Genomic DNA, 14,044 nt, shown 5'->3' with positions numbered 1-14,044 from the left:
ATCTGGCGTTGCTTAACTGACGGCTATCCACAGTCCGCAGGAGCGAGGCGATGACAGCCACACCGATACTGGAAATGCGCGGCATTACCCGGCGCTTCGGCAACTTTTACGCCCTGAAGGGGGTGGATCTCACGGTCTGGCCCGGCGAGGTTCATGCGCTGATGGGGGAGAACGGCGCGGGTAAAAGCACCCTGATGAAGATTCTGGCCGGGGCCTACAGCGCCAGCGGCGGAGAGATTCTGATCGAAGGCAAACCGCGGGCGCTGAAGGGGCCGAAAGCCGCGCTGGCCGCCGGGATCACCCTGATTTACCAGGAGATTAACCTGGCCCCCAACCTGACGGTGGCGGAAAACATTTTTCTCGGCAGCGAAATTGCCCCCGGCGGGCTGGTGAAGCGGCGGCAGATGGCGGAGGAGGCGCAGCGGGTGATTGACCGGCTCGGCGCGCAGTTCAGCGCCTGGGATGTGGTCAGCCGCCTCAGCATTGCCGAGCAGCAGCAGGTGGAGATCGCCCGGGCGCTGCAGCGCAACAGCCGTATCCTCGTGATGGATGAGCCGACCGCCGCGCTCTCGAACCGCGAAACCGAACAGCTCTTCGCGCTGATCAAACGGCTGCGCAGCGAGGGGATGGCGATTATCTACATCAGCCACCGCATGGCAGAGGTGTATGAGCTGTCGGATCGCGTCAGCGTGCTGCGCGACGGCGAGTATGTCGGCAGCCTGACGCGCGATCAACTCAACGCCAGTGAACTGGTGCGGATGATGGTCGGACGGCCGCTCAGCGATCTCTTTAATAAAGACCGGTCGATTCCGCTGGGTAATATCCGGCTGGCGGTGAATCACCTGACCGACGGCGGCAAAGTGCACCCCAGCAGCCTGGCGGTGCGCGCCGGTGAGATCGTGGCGCTGGCGGGGCTGGTCGGTGCAGGCCGCAGCGAGCTGGCGCAGCTGATCTTCGGCGTTCACAAGCCGAAGGAGGGCGAGATCTGGATCGACGGCGAGAAGGTCACCATCCTCTCACCGCGCGATGCGATTGCGCGCGGCATCGGTTTCCTCACCGAGAACCGCAAAGAGCAGGGGCTGTTTCTGGAGATGGCGGCGCAGGAGAACATCGTGATGGCGACGCTGGAGCGGGATGCCAGTTACGGCATGCTCAACCGCCGCAAAGGGCAGACCATCGCCAGCGAGGCGATCGCCTCCCTGAATATCCGCGTGCCGCATGCGCAGGTCCGGGCGGGCGGCCTCTCCGGGGGGAATCAGCAGAAGCTGCTGATCTCACGCTGGGTGGCGATTGGCCCGCGCATCCTGATCCTGGATGAACCGACGCGCGGCGTCGACGTCGGGGCCAAAAGCGAGATCTACCGCATGATGCAGGAGATGGCGCGGCAGGGCGTGGCGATTCTGATGATCTCCAGCGAACTGCCGGAAGTGGTCGGGATGAGCGACCGCGTTTACGTGATGCACGAAGGCACCATCGTCGGTGAGCTGGAGGGCAGCCACATCAGTCAGGAAAATATTATGACGCTGGCAACCGGTGCGCACAGCGCAGCAGCAGGCGGAATCTGAGGAGATCACCATGACACAACTGGCCCGCACCCCCGCGCCCACGCTGAAACGCGCCCTGATGGGCGATCTGCTGCAGACGGTGGGGATCCTGCCGATTCTGATCCTCATCGTGGCGGTTTTTGGCTTCGTTACCCCCAACTTCTTTACCGAAGCGAACCTGCTGAACATTACCCGTCAGGCGTCGATCAATATCGTCCTGGCGGCGGGGATGACCTTTGTCATTCTCACCGGCGGCATCGACCTGTCGGTGGGGTCGATGCTCGGCACCACCGCGGTGGTGGCGCTGGTGGCTTCGCTCGACCCGATGCTCGCCTCCATGACCATTCCGATGGCGCTGGGCGCGGGTCTGGTGATGGGGCTGTTCAACGGCGTGCTGGTCGCCTGGGCCGGACTGCCGCCCTTTATCGTCACCCTCGGCACCTATACCGCCCTGCGTGGTGCGGCCTATCTGCTGGCGGATGGCACCACGGTCATCAACTCCGACATCAATTTTGAGTGGATTGGCAACGGCTACCTCGGCCCGGTGCCGTGGCTGATTGTGATTGCCTTCGCGGTGATCGCCCTCTGCTGGTTTATCCTGCGGCGCACCACGCTGGGCGTCCATATCTATGCGGTCGGCGGCAACATTCAGGCGGCACGACTCACCGGCATCAAGGTGGGCGGAGTGCTGCTGTTTGTCTACGGCATGAGCGGCCTGCTCTCGGGGCTGGGCGGTCTGATGAGCGCCTCCCGTCTTTACAGCGCCAACGGCAACCTCGGCGTCGGCTATGAGCTGGATGCGATTGCCGCGGTGATCCTGGGCGGCACCAGCTTCGTCGGGGGCATCGGCACCATCACCGGCACCCTGATTGGCGCGCTGATTATCGCCACGCTCAATAACGGTATGACGCTGATGGGCGTCTCCTACTTCTGGCAGCTGGTGATCAAGGGCGCGGTGATTATCATCGCCGTCCTGATCGACAAATACCGTACCCGTCATCATGTGAGTTAAGGCTGAAAGGCGGAGGCGCGATGTCGCCGCCGTCTCTGTAAAAACGCCATTAAGCGGTTGGCACTCTGATAACAGCAGGAGAAGGTCTATGCGTTTTAATCCGATTGTAACCGGGCTGCTGGCGGCAACGCTGTTCAGCGCCGGGCTGGCTCAGGCAAAAGAACTCAAATCCATCGGCGTCACGGTCGGCGATCTGGCTAACCCCTTCTTCGTGCAGATCACCAAAGGGGCGGAGATGAAGGCGCGTGAGCTGGCGGGGGACAAGGTCAACGTGACGCTGGTCTCCAGCGGCTACGATCTCGGCCAGCAGGTGGGGCAGATCGATAACTTTATTGCGGCAAAAGTGGACATGATTATCCTCAATGCCGCCGACTCGAAAGGCATTGCCCCGGCGGTGAAGCGGGCGCGTGATGCCGGTATCGTGGTGGTGGCGGTCGACGTGGCGGCCGATGGGGCGAATGCGACCATTACCTCCGATAACACCCAGGCGGGCGCGATGGCCTGCAAATATATCTCTGACCGCCTGAAAGCGAAAGGCAACGTCGTGATCATCAACGGCCCGCCGGTGTCTGCGGTGCAGAACCGTGTTGAAGGCTGCATGAACGAACTGAAAACCCATCCCGACATCAAGCTGCTCTCTTACAACCAGAATGCCAAAGGCAGTCGAGAAGGGGGACTGGAGGTGATGACCGGTCTGCTCTCCGCTAACCCTAAAATCGATGCGGTGTTTGCCATTAACGATCCCACCGCCATCGGCGCGGATTTAGCCGCGAAACAGGCGCAGCGCAGCGAGTTCTTTATCGTCGGCGTCGATGGATCGCCGGATGGCGAAGAGGCGCTGAAGCGCAAAAACTCCCTGTTTGTCGCGACCCCGGCGCAGGACCCGCAGGTGATGGCGGCGAAGGCGGTGGAGATTGGCTACGACATTCTGCAGGGCAAACCGGCACCCGAAAAGCCGGTGCTGATCCCGGTGAAGCTGATCGATCGTGACAACATCGGCAGCTATCAGGGCTGGACGGTGAAATAGGCTTTAATGCGGCACCCTCCGGGTGCCGCTTCAGACTGCATCTGCCAGCTACGCATAACTTCATCGCGCAGGGAACACGGGCAGAGGAGGAAAGCGTCCCGCGCCAGGGACGGCGCGGGACGAGTGGCCAGGGATGGTTTAAACGACTTTCCGATCTGACCGTGTTTCCTGCGCAGGCTCTGTCCTGCAGCTAACCGGGGCAGACTTTGTCAGCACCCTCAGGAGGCCACCATGCAACGTTCAGAGGTCAATCACTACCTGCAGCAGACACGCGAATTTTTCCGCCAGCAGGATGTGCATCTGCCGCCGTGGGCCGATTTCGGGTCAGGTCAGTGGCGGGCGCAGTCACCTGACGCGATGGCGGAGATTCTGGCACTGCGGCTGGGCTGGGATCTCACCAGTTTTGGCGCGGACGACTTTCTGCAGACCGGGCTGACGCTGTTTACGCTGCGCAACGGTTCGCCCGGCGGACAGCCGTGGCACAAACCCTATGCGGAGAAGATTCTGCACGTGCGCGACGGGCAGCTGACGCCGATGCACTATCATCCGCGCAAGATGGAAGACATCATCAATCGCGGCGGCGGGAATCTGATTGTCGAACTGCATAACCGCGACGGCGCGGCACTGGCTGACTCGCCGGTCACGGTGTCGCTGGATGGTCTGCGCCAGACCCACGCTGCGGGTTCGCAGCTGCGGCTCTCACCGGGTGAAAGCGTGACCCTTGAGGCGGGCCTCTGGCACAGCTTCTGGGGCGAACCGGGTTTTGGCGACGTGCTGGTGGGCGAGGTGTCGATGCCCAATGATGACGAAAACGACAACGTGTTCCTGACGCCACTGGCCCGCTTCAATCCGCTTGAAGAGGATGAAGCGCCGCGCTGGCTGCTCTGTAATGACTACGCCCGCGGCTTTACCTGACCCTCCCGGACGCTGATCATCCCTTCGCATGGTCTCCGGGATCGGACTGCCTCATCTTTCTTATACTGCGGGCAGGCGGTTCACCAGACAGCCGTGCGTACTCGCGCGTAAACTGCGTCAGACTTTCATCGCCCACATCCGCCGCCACGGCGGCGACATTGCCAGGACGCAGCGCGACTCAGGCGATCTGGCTGGTGCGCGGGGCGGTTTCAGGTTTCATTACGTCAGCCGAAAAGACATAGCCCAGCCCGCGAATGGTGCGGATCAGATCGGGCTGATGCGGGTTGATTTCGATTTTGCGGCGCAGGCGCATGATCAGCACGTCGATGGTGCGGTCAAACACATCCAGACTTTCGCTGTGGGTCAGCTCCAGCAGCTGATCGCGGGTCAGCACCTTGCGGGCGTGACGCACCAGCGCCCGCAGCAGGCTGAACTCGCCCTGGGTCAGCGGCACCAGCTCGCGCTGCGGATTGAACAGCTGGCAGCGACTGTCGTCCAGCTGCCAGCCGCCGAATCGCCAGCCCGCCGGTTCCGCTTCGCTCTGGACAGGACGTGCGCCGCGCCGCAGGGCCGCCCGGGTGCGCGCCACCACCACGCGCGGATTAAAGGGTTTGGCGATATAATCATCGGCACCCATCTCCAGGCCGACCACCATCTCCGCTTCGGAACCCATACCGGTCAGCATGATCACCAGCACCTCGGGGCGCTGACGCTGCAACTGCTGCAGCACCAGCAGTCCGTTGGTGTCGGGCAGCATCATATCCAGCATCACCAGCGTGATCTCCGGGTGCGTGCTGAGCATCAACAGCGCCTCTTTTCCCTGATGACAGCAGTAGACCTTTAACTGATGTTCACCTAACGCATCCTGCAGGACGTCGCAGACAGCAGGATCATCATCCACCACCAAAATCGCTGGCTTCATGGCGCGGCCTCAATGTTACGAAAGAGTTAATTCAGGAGTCTACACAGGCCAGAAAAGTGCGCTGAGGCAGCGTGCTGAAACGTGACACGCCTCGCCCGTGACTGTGCGGAAGCGTGCGCTGGCGCAGAGTTTTGCGGGGGTGGCAAAGGGAGGCAGGAAAACGATTGCGCATCATCGGTGCATTGCACCATAATCGCGCCTCGTTTTGGTTCGGAATTCTCTGAGGCGCATCCGGCTCTGCCAGGTAATCGATTGCGTCGGTAAGTGGCATGGCAATTGCTTTGGGCAGTGGGTCAGTCAGGGATTTCAGACGATTCCGGCAGGTCAGTATGCAGCGGCCGGTATCCGCATCCCGAAAACAGAATAATCAGCATGCAACCCCCTTTGGCAAGCGAGACCCACACCGGTGCGGTCTCCTGTATCGAGAGATGATGATGTTAGAAAAACTATTCAAACTCAAAGCGCATAACACGACGGTTCGTACCGAGATTATCGCCGGGATCACCACCTTCCTGGCGATGGCCTATATTCTGTTTGTTAACCCGAGCATTCTGGGCGCGACCGGCATGGATAAGGGCGCCGTATTTGTCGCGACCTGTCTGGCAGCGGCGATTGGCTGTGCGCTGATGGGGCTGATCGCTAACTACCCGATTGCACTGGCACCGGGCATGGGGCTGAACGCCTTCTTCACCTATACCGTCGTACTGCACATGGGCTACACCTGGCAGATTGCGCTGGGTGCGGTGTTTCTCTCGGCAGTGATTTTCTTTGCGATGTCGCTGTTTAAAATCCGTGAGTGGATTATTGCCAGTATTCCGCTGCCGCTGCGCGCGGGGATTGGTGCCGGTATTGGCCTGTTTCTGGCGATCATTGCGCTGGAAGGCGCAGGCATTGTGGTCGATAACCCGGCGACGCTGGTGGGCATTGGCGATCTGACAAAACCGGGTCCGCTGCTGGCGATGCTTGGCTTTGTGGTGATTGTGGTGCTGGAAGCGCGTCGCGTAACCGGTGCCGTGCTGATCGGTATTCTGCTGGTAACCTTTATCTCTATGGGCATTGGCCTGTCGCCGTTTGCCGGGGTCTTCTCTGCACCACCGTCGATCGCACCGACCTTTATGCAGCTTGATATCGCTGGCGCGTTTAACGTCGGCCTGGTCAGCGTGATTTTTGCCTTCCTGTTTGTGGATGTGTTTGATAACACCGGCACCCTGCTGGGCGTCACCAAGCGCGCCGGTCTGGCGGATGAGCAGGGTAACGTGCCGAAGATGGGCCGTGCGCTGATTGCTGACAGTGCGGCTGCGCTGTTTGGTTCGCTGCTGGGCACATCAACCACCACCAGCTATGTGGAGTCGGCGGCGGGCGTGAGTGCGGGTGGCCGCACCGGCCTGACGGCGATCGTGGTCGCCGTGCTGTTCCTGCTGGCGCTCTTCTTCTCACCGCTGGCCTCCAGCGTGCCGGTCTATGCCACCGCGCCCGCGCTGCTGTTTGTGGCCGTGCTGATGACATCCAGTCTGGCGGATATTGACTGGAAAGATATCACGACTGCTGCCCCGGTGACGGTTACCGCGCTGACCATGCCACTGACCTATTCCATCGCCAACGGTATCGCTTTTGGATTTATTACCTGGACGCTGGTGAAACTGCTGAGCGGTCGCGCCAGAGAGGTCAATGCCGCGCTGATTATCCTGTCGATTCTGTTTGTAATTAAGCTGGGCTGGCTGAGCGCCTGATGGTGGCCTGGCGGCGGGGTGGCTCTGAGAGGGTTTCGCCTGTCGGGGGGAGGGAGTTATTACCTGGCGGCGGGCTGCTCCGAGAAGGTTTCGCCCGCCAGGCGTGAGGGAGTTTCAGCCTGCCCGTGCAGGCGGACGCGTCAAGGGGCGGACGCCCGCCCCTTAACAATCCCGGCGTCCGGCAGCCTCCGCGCCCCGCGTTGCGGGGTGCCTTCGTCACGCCCTGCGGCCGACGGACCGTCCGGACTCACCATCCCTGGCTCGTGCCGTCCTTTCGCCGACGTCCTGTCGGCTCATCCTGGCCTCCGGTTGCTCCTCAGCGCGCCGGATGCCTCTCCCACACCCCCGCCTTTGATATCTTCGTTTCTCCTGAATGGAGCGTTGTCTGCTGGCCTGAAAGCGGAAGCCAGTGACGGAAACTCATCGCAACTCTTACCGCAATAAAAGAGCCACATTAAGAGAAGAGATAACAGCGGGGAGGGAGGCCGTCTGAGCCGCTGAGCGGATGAGGGATTTCAGGACGAGCGACAGGGATGTCGCGAAGAGGCAGGTTCGCGCCAGGGATGGCGCGTCCTGCCGGTCCGTGAGAAATCCGGAAGAAGCGAAGGGACCGCGGAGCGGCGGTGAGGCAGGCCGGAGCCCGGGGTCAAGGGGGCGCGGCGACTGGCGCCCCCTTGTCGGTCGCCTGCAGAGGCGAAGCTGAAACTGCCGGATTCACCCGGCGAACGAAACCTGCTCAGACTCAACCCGCGTAGTGAATCCCCCGGCAGCAACACTTACCGGAAAGGCGGCTCATTAAACGTTCGCAGCTTCCGCGAATGCAGCTTGTCACCCTCGGCGCGCAGCAGTTCTACCGCGTGGATACCAATCTGCAGATGCTCCGAAATCGCACCTTCATAGAAACGGTTGGCCTGACCCGGCAGCTTGATTTCACCGTGCAGCGGCTTATCGGAGACGCACAGCAGCGTGCCGTAAGGCACCCGGAACCGGTATCCCTGAGCGGCAATGGTGGCGCTCTCCATATCGACCGCCACCGCGCGGCTCAGGTTAAAACGCAGCGCCGACGCAGAGTAGCGCAGCTCCCAGTTGCGGTCATCCGTGGTCACCACGGTGCCGGTACGCAGCCGCTGTTTGACCTCTTCACCCGGCATGTTGCTCACCGCTTTGGTGGCGTCATACAGCGCACGCTGCACCTCGGCGATACTCGGCACCGGGATGTCAGGCGGCAGTACGCTGTCGAGCACGTGGTCGTCGCGCAGATAGGCGTGAGCCAGCACATAGTCGCCAATCCGCTGACTTTCGCGCAGACCGCCGCAGTGACCAATCATCAGCCAGGCGTGCGGGCGCATGACCGCCAGATGATCGCAGATGGTCTTGGCATTCGACGGGCCAACGCCGATGTTAATCAGCGTAATGCCGCGACGGTTGGGTGAGGTGAGATGCCAGGCGGGCATCTGGTGCTTCTTCCACGCCAGATCGGAGAGCATCGCCTCGCTGTCGGCCGTGTCGGCCGTCAGCACCACGTCCCCGGCGCAGGCCAGGCTGTCGTAGGGTGTCTCCGGGTCGCGCACCTGCTCGATCGCCCAGCGAACAAACTCATCAACATAACGGGTGTAGTTGGTGAACAGCACAAACGGCTGGAAATGTTCCACGCTGGTGCCGGTGTAGTGGCGCAGACGGGCCAGCGAGAAATCGGTGCGCAGCGCGTCGAAGTGGGAGAGCGGAAACTGAGCGTCGGCGTGGAACAGCCCGTCGGTGGTCTCATCCCCAATCTGCGACAGCTCGGTGGTCGGGAAGTGGCGTGCGATTCCGGCGCTCATGGTGCGATCCAGCGAGAGATCGGAGCCGTCAATCACGTAAGGATAGGGGATCTCCTGGCGGGAAGGCACCACGTCAATCTCCAGCTCATACTCCTTCTCCAGCATCGCCAGCTGTTCCGCAATGTAGTGGCGCAGCAACGCCGGGCGGGTAATGGTAGTGCTGTAACTGCCGGTATGCGTAAAGCGTCCCCAGGCGCGCGTGCGATTCTGCTGCGGGCCGTCACCGCGCCAGGTGATGCGCAGCTCCGGGTAAACAAACAGTCCCTGCTCCCGGGCGTCGGCATCGGGCAGCGTGCCGTTTTCGGTAAAGGTTTTAATCGCCGCACGCAGTGCATCGACCGCGCCACTGTAAAGGCGTTCAAGTTCATCCAGCGCCTGCTGGCTGGTCAGGTTTTTCCGTAATGTCGGCATGGTTTCTCCTTCCATTTTTTTCCGCAGTTTGCCCCAAGCTTAGCGGGTTTGTTGCAGAGATTGGTGAAGAATGTGTGATCGCCTTTTTTTTGCACGAACCCGGCGGATAATCTGAGCAGCGTGACCGGATGCGCCCGTCAGCGGCGCTGAAAGCCCATAAGAAAATCTTCACGATCCAGGCCGTGGTTTTGTTTACGCTGCCCGCATTATAAAGGCGAAAAGAGGGCAGGAGGGGTACCCGCTCGCGCGCGCTGTGCGTTCGTAACGTCGGGGAAATAAACAGGATTGCTACAGCGGGCAGGGCGACGGGGCAGAAAATGCCGTGACAGCCCGAAAAAGTTTGTAACGATGATTAATTTGTCCCGGAAAGACTTTGCATATTTCTCTGCCCACTATCATCATTAGAACTCCTGTCCAGTCTCTTCTGATTTGGTAATCCTTTGCAAAATCCCGGCGTAGCAGTGATGCAGGCGATCAGGCGCACGGCGTGGTACCCGAAACGTCGCGCTTATCGCACGCTCTACTGGCGTGAAATATCGCCATTAGCAGTGCCTATCTTTTTCGAGAACGCCTGTGTGCTGTTGATGGGCGTACTGAGCACCTTCCTGGTCAGCTGGCTGGGCAAAGAGGCGATGGCGGGCGTGGGCCTGGCCGACAGCTTCAACATGGTGATCATCTCGTTCTTTGCCGCCATCGATCTCGGCACCACGGTGGTGGTGGCGTTCAGCCTGGCTAAACGCAACGGCAAGCGCGCCCGCGCCGCCACGCGTCAGTCGCTGGCCATGATGACGATACTCGCCTTCGTACTGGTGATCGCCATCGAGTTCTGGGGGCATCTGATTATTGATGCGATTGCGGGATCGGCCGAACCCAAAGTCAAAGCGCTGGCGCTGAGCTATCTCCAGACCTCCGCCTGGAGCTATCCGGCTGCCGCCATCACTCTGATTGGCAGCGGGGCGCTGCGCGGCGCAGGCAACACCAAAATCCCGATGCTGATTAACGGCGGCATGAATATCCTTAACATCATCATCAGTAGCGTGCTGATCTACGGCTGCTTCTCCTGGGACGGTTTAGGGTTTATCGGTGCCGGGCTGGGGCTGACCATTACCCGTTATATCGGGGCAATCGCCGTGATTTACGTGCTGATGATCGGCTTTAACGCCTCCCTGAAAATCACTCTGTCGAGCTATTTCCGGCGCTGGAACAGCAGCATCCTGATGGAAGTTTTAGGTATCGGCGTGCCTGCCAGCATCGAGTCGGTGCTGTTCAACGGCGGTAAACTGCTGACTCAGGTCTTTGTCGCCGGGATGGGCACCAGCGAGATTGCCGGTAACTTTATTGCCTTCTCGGTGGCGTCGCTGATCAACCTGCCGGGCAATGCGCTGGGTTCTGCTTCGACCATTATTACCGGCACCCGGCTGGGTAAAAATCAGGTGTTTCAGGCGGAGCGCCAGGTGCGGCATGTTTTCTGGCTGGCGACGATCTGTCTGAGCGCGATAGCGCTGATGACGGTGCCGCTGGCCGGATTGCTGGCGCGCTTTTACACCAGCGATCCGGAGGTGATAAACGTGACGAAACACCTGCTCTGGCTCAATGCCCTGTTCATGCCGCTCTGGGCCGCCTCCTGGGTGTTGCCCGCCGGGCTCAAGGGCGCACGCGATGCGCGCTACACCATGTACGTGTCGATGTTCAGTATGTGGGGCGCGCGCGTGGTCGCGGGCTATCTGCTCGGCATTGAACTGGGCATGGGCGTCACCGGAGTCTGGCTGGGGATGTTCCTCGACTGGACGGTGCGCGGCGTCTTCTTCTGGTGGCGACTCAACAGCGGTAAGTGGCTCGATCGCTATCGTCAGATGCTCGCCAGAATCGGCTAGCGGCCTGCTCACGCCTTCTCCGGTGCGGGGAAGGCGTGGCGCATTCCGGTCTGAAACACTTCCGCCGTCACATCTCCAGACTTTTACGCTACCGTTCAGGCAGTTGCACAATGCGCGACGCGCCCGACCTGGCTATCGTCATTCGGATGCCCGGACCCGATAATCGGAAAGGTGATTTTATGAACCGTTTTAAAACGGCGCTGGCGCTTCTGCCGCTGCTCTGTAGCCCGTCAGTATGGGCAACGACCTTTGTTTATGTTTCGAATGCGGAGTCGGGCACCGTCTCCCGCTATGCGCTTAATGAGGCCACTGGCAGCCTGCACTGGCGCGGCGAGACCCCCGCCGGGGGAAAGATTATGCCGCTGGCGGCCAGCCCGGATGGCCAGCACCTCTATGGCGCACTGCGCAGCCCGCCTTACGCTATCGTCAGCTGGCGCGTGACCCGTCCCCATGGCGACCTGCAGAGAATGGCGGTGACACCGGTCGCGGCCAGTTTTCCGTGGATCACTACCGACCGGCGCGGTCACTTTCTGCTGGCGGCCTCCTATGACAGCGATATCGTCACCAGCAACCGGATCGATAGCCAGGGCAGAGTGACGGAGCAGGTCACGGGGAAGGTGAAGACCGGGCCGCATGCCCATTCGGTGATCACCGACGTCAGCAATCACGCCCTGTACGTCGGCAACCTGGGGACCGATCGGGTGCTGCAGTATGCCTTCAGTGACGATGGCGTCATCACCCCGCTGGGTAAAGGGTTCGTTCAGGGCGAGAAAAACAGCGGGGCGCGGCATTCGGTGATCTCACCGGATAATCGCTTTGTCTATAACCTTGCGGAGATGAGCGGCACCGTCACCCAGTTCCGGCGGGCGGCGGATGGCTCCCTGACGGCGTTGAAGCGCTGGCCGAATGCGGTGGCGAAGCGCTATAACCTGCAGCACGGCGAGCAGCGCCCGGCGGGCTACAGCGATCCCACGCCACGTATCTGGGCGGCAGACATTCACATCACGCCGGACGGGCACTTTATCTATGTGACCGAGCGGACATCCAGCACCGTCAGCGGCTACCGGGTCGATAAAGCGTCTGGTGAGTTAACGCTGATCGGCAGCTGGCCGGTGGAGAAACAGCCGCGCAGTATCGCGATTGATGCACAGGGAAAATGGCTGATCGTCAGTGGAGAGAAAAGCGCAGTGATAAGCAGCTACGCCATCGATCCCGCCAGCGGCGAGCTGAAACGGGTGTCAGAAGCCCCCGCCGGTAAAGGGGCTAACTGGGTTACGCTCATCGCGCAGTAAAGCGGCGCCATCCGGTTGGTGGCTGGCCGGGCAGGGCGCGTTATGCCAGTTCCGGCATAAGCAGTGCAGAAATTTTTGGTTCAGATCCGGCGGATAAGCAGGTTTACTCAGGGCATCAACTGATGCGGAGAGTCTGAGATGAAACAGAAACTGAAAGCCTGGTTTGAACAGCTGCTGAGCGGCCCTGCGGCGGATGACGCCGGGCGCGATATTAACGTCGAACTGCTGCTGCCGCTGAGCCAGCTCTATGGGCTGGAATATTACCCGGCGGTGCATCGCTACCATGAAAAATAGCGGTTGTTGTCTTACTGGTTAAAGGCCCGCTTACTGAGCGGGCCTTTTTGCGTTTTAAAAGCGGCAATGACTTCCGCCCGCAACCCTGAGCGAGACAACATTTAATTCCCGCTCAATCCTCAACGCTGTTACTTAAATCAGACATCCTGCGTCGATATTCCTTCACAACCGCATCTGATTACATTCATATCGTTAACACTCGAAAAAACGCCCTTTGTAAATAATGCCCGTTCCGCCGTAGCGGATGGCACCATCACGGTGCTTTAGTCAGGAGCAGACGCAGAATGTCGCAGCTGGCGGGCAACAACACATCTGCAGGGGCAGCTGGTGCGGCAGGTGGCAAGCTTATGGCCCGCGCTATCCTCAGCACGATGTATCCTGGCAAGCAGGCCAGCGACCTGACGCAGGATGAGAAGCAGGTAGTCAGCTCGCTCAGCCAGCTGGCAGCACAACTATCGGCAGGAGTGACGTCCGGTTCTATAGAGGGCGGGGTTCAGGGGGCGGTTGCTGGAAAGAATGCGATTGAGAATAATGCGCTGGTAGCAATGGCTGGCTCGGATCTTGGGTTCTGGCTGGGTAAAACATCGGACTGTGATACGGCATGTAAGGCCGGTATAGCCAAAGGTGTTGCAGAGGGGAATCTTATTGTCTCTGCTGGCGTAGGTACAGCAGGCGGAGGAGCAATGATTGTTGCTGCTACTCCAGAAATAGCCGCTCTTGCTAAAACTGCTTTGGAGGGATGTAAAACCGCCCCAACAATTTGTCTGAATAATGCCGGTTTACAGGTTGCTGAAGCTGTTACGCCGGGAGGTAAAGGTGCTGCTGGCGCTATAGGCGTTGGAAAGACAGCGGTAGAAGCCACGGCGGCGAAAGTGGAAGCTGTGGCGGCTAATGCGGCGAAGAATACTGGGAAAGGTACATTTAGTAATATTTCTGATAATGTTGCCTTTAGTTCAAAACAACTGGATAAAAAGTTTAAGCATGCAGGTGATTTTGGAGTGGTTACAACCAAGAAAAATAGTGAAACTATTGCTCAATATCAGACAGCTATTAAATCTCATTTAGATAATACATCAACATATGAACATGGTACTTATTTGTTGGTTCCTGAATCGAAAGTGTTTTATAATCCCCAGACAAACAATGTTGTAGTGATTGATAATGCGGGAAATTTTGTCAGTGGATGGAAAAGGATCCAGTAAC

General features: G+C 59.9%; 11 protein-coding genes. 9 read left to right on the top strand and 2 right to left on the bottom strand.

What is annotated here, in order from left to right:
• Window positions 1-50: 50 nt before the first annotated feature.
• The 4 genes from AC1V0D_RS07865 to AC1V0D_RS07850 all read left to right on the top strand — a co-directional run bounded on the left by AC1V0D_RS07865 (window position 51) and on the right by AC1V0D_RS07850 (window position 4,498).
• Window positions 51-1,565: a sugar ABC transporter ATP-binding protein gene (locus AC1V0D_RS07865; protein ID WP_482907199.1), complete on the top strand. Its 1,515-nt coding sequence runs from the start codon at window positions 51-53 to the stop codon at window positions 1,563-1,565.
• Window positions 1,566-1,575: 10 nt separating this feature from the next.
• On the top strand, window positions 1,576-2,556 hold the full coding sequence (locus AC1V0D_RS07860) for an ABC transporter permease subunit (protein WP_009089493.1): 981 nt from the start codon (window positions 1,576-1,578) through the stop codon (window positions 2,554-2,556).
• A gap of 88 nt (window positions 2,557-2,644) precedes the next feature.
• Window positions 2,645-3,583 (top strand): ABC transporter substrate-binding protein, encoded by a 939-nt coding sequence (locus tag AC1V0D_RS07855; RefSeq protein ID WP_046102116.1) that lies wholly within the window; start codon window positions 2,645-2,647, stop codon window positions 3,581-3,583.
• A gap of 231 nt (window positions 3,584-3,814) precedes the next feature.
• Window positions 3,815-4,498 (top strand): D-lyxose/D-mannose isomerase, encoded by a 684-nt coding sequence (locus AC1V0D_RS07850; protein WP_140028918.1) that lies wholly within the window; start codon window positions 3,815-3,817, stop codon window positions 4,496-4,498.
• Between the two features lie 178 nt (window positions 4,499-4,676).
• On the opposite strand, the gene AC1V0D_RS07845 is transcribed toward AC1V0D_RS07850, so the two are convergent.
• Window positions 4,677-5,420, bottom strand: a complete 744-nt coding sequence (locus tag AC1V0D_RS07845) for a response regulator (RefSeq protein ID WP_140028917.1) — start codon at window positions 5,418-5,420, stop codon at window positions 4,677-4,679.
• Between the two features lie 431 nt (window positions 5,421-5,851).
• On the opposite strand from AC1V0D_RS07845, the gene AC1V0D_RS07840 reads away from it, so the two are divergent.
• The gene (locus AC1V0D_RS07840) at window positions 5,852-7,150 is read left to right on the top strand and encodes an NCS2 family permease (protein ID WP_219854812.1); all 1,299 of its coding nucleotides are present in this window, start codon (window positions 5,852-5,854) and stop codon (window positions 7,148-7,150) included.
• A 776-nt stretch (window positions 7,151-7,926) separates the two neighbouring features.
• On the opposite strand, the gene AC1V0D_RS07835 is transcribed toward AC1V0D_RS07840, so the two are convergent.
• A complete protein-coding gene (locus tag AC1V0D_RS07835) occupies window positions 7,927-9,381 on the bottom strand; it encodes an AMP nucleosidase (protein ID WP_046102104.1) in 1,455 nt (484 codons plus the stop codon).
• Between the two features lie 464 nt (window positions 9,382-9,845).
• Here AC1V0D_RS07835 and AC1V0D_RS07830 point away from each other — a divergent pair, with 464 nt between their 5' ends.
• The 4 genes from AC1V0D_RS07830 to AC1V0D_RS07815 all read left to right on the top strand — a co-directional run bounded on the left by AC1V0D_RS07830 (window position 9,846) and on the right by AC1V0D_RS07815 (window position 14,043).
• Window positions 9,846-11,255, top strand: a complete 1,410-nt coding sequence (locus tag AC1V0D_RS07830) for an EmmdR/YeeO family multidrug/toxin efflux MATE transporter (RefSeq protein ID WP_140028916.1) — start codon at window positions 9,846-9,848, stop codon at window positions 11,253-11,255.
• A gap of 179 nt (window positions 11,256-11,434) precedes the next feature.
• Window positions 11,435-12,547 carry a lactonase family protein gene (locus tag AC1V0D_RS07825; RefSeq protein WP_482907198.1) on the top strand — a complete coding sequence of 371 codons (1,113 nt, stop codon included), beginning with the start codon at window positions 11,435-11,437 and terminating at the stop codon, window positions 12,545-12,547.
• Window positions 12,548-12,685: 138 nt separating this feature from the next.
• Window positions 12,686-12,841: a hypothetical protein gene (locus AC1V0D_RS07820; RefSeq protein ID WP_009089509.1), complete on the top strand. Its 156-nt coding sequence runs from the start codon at window positions 12,686-12,688 to the stop codon at window positions 12,839-12,841.
• 284 nt (window positions 12,842-13,125) lie between these two features.
• The gene (locus AC1V0D_RS07815; RefSeq protein WP_482907197.1) at window positions 13,126-14,043 is read left to right on the top strand and encodes a colicin D domain-containing protein; all 918 of its coding nucleotides are present in this window, start codon (window positions 13,126-13,128) and stop codon (window positions 14,041-14,043) included.
• The last annotated feature ends 1 nt before the right edge of the window (window position 14,044 follow it).

It is taken from the genome of Pantoea sp. PA1 (assembly GCF_056856975.1).
The sequence above is the reverse complement of the archived record's forward strand: the minus strand, read 5'-3'. Positions and strand labels throughout refer to the sequence as shown.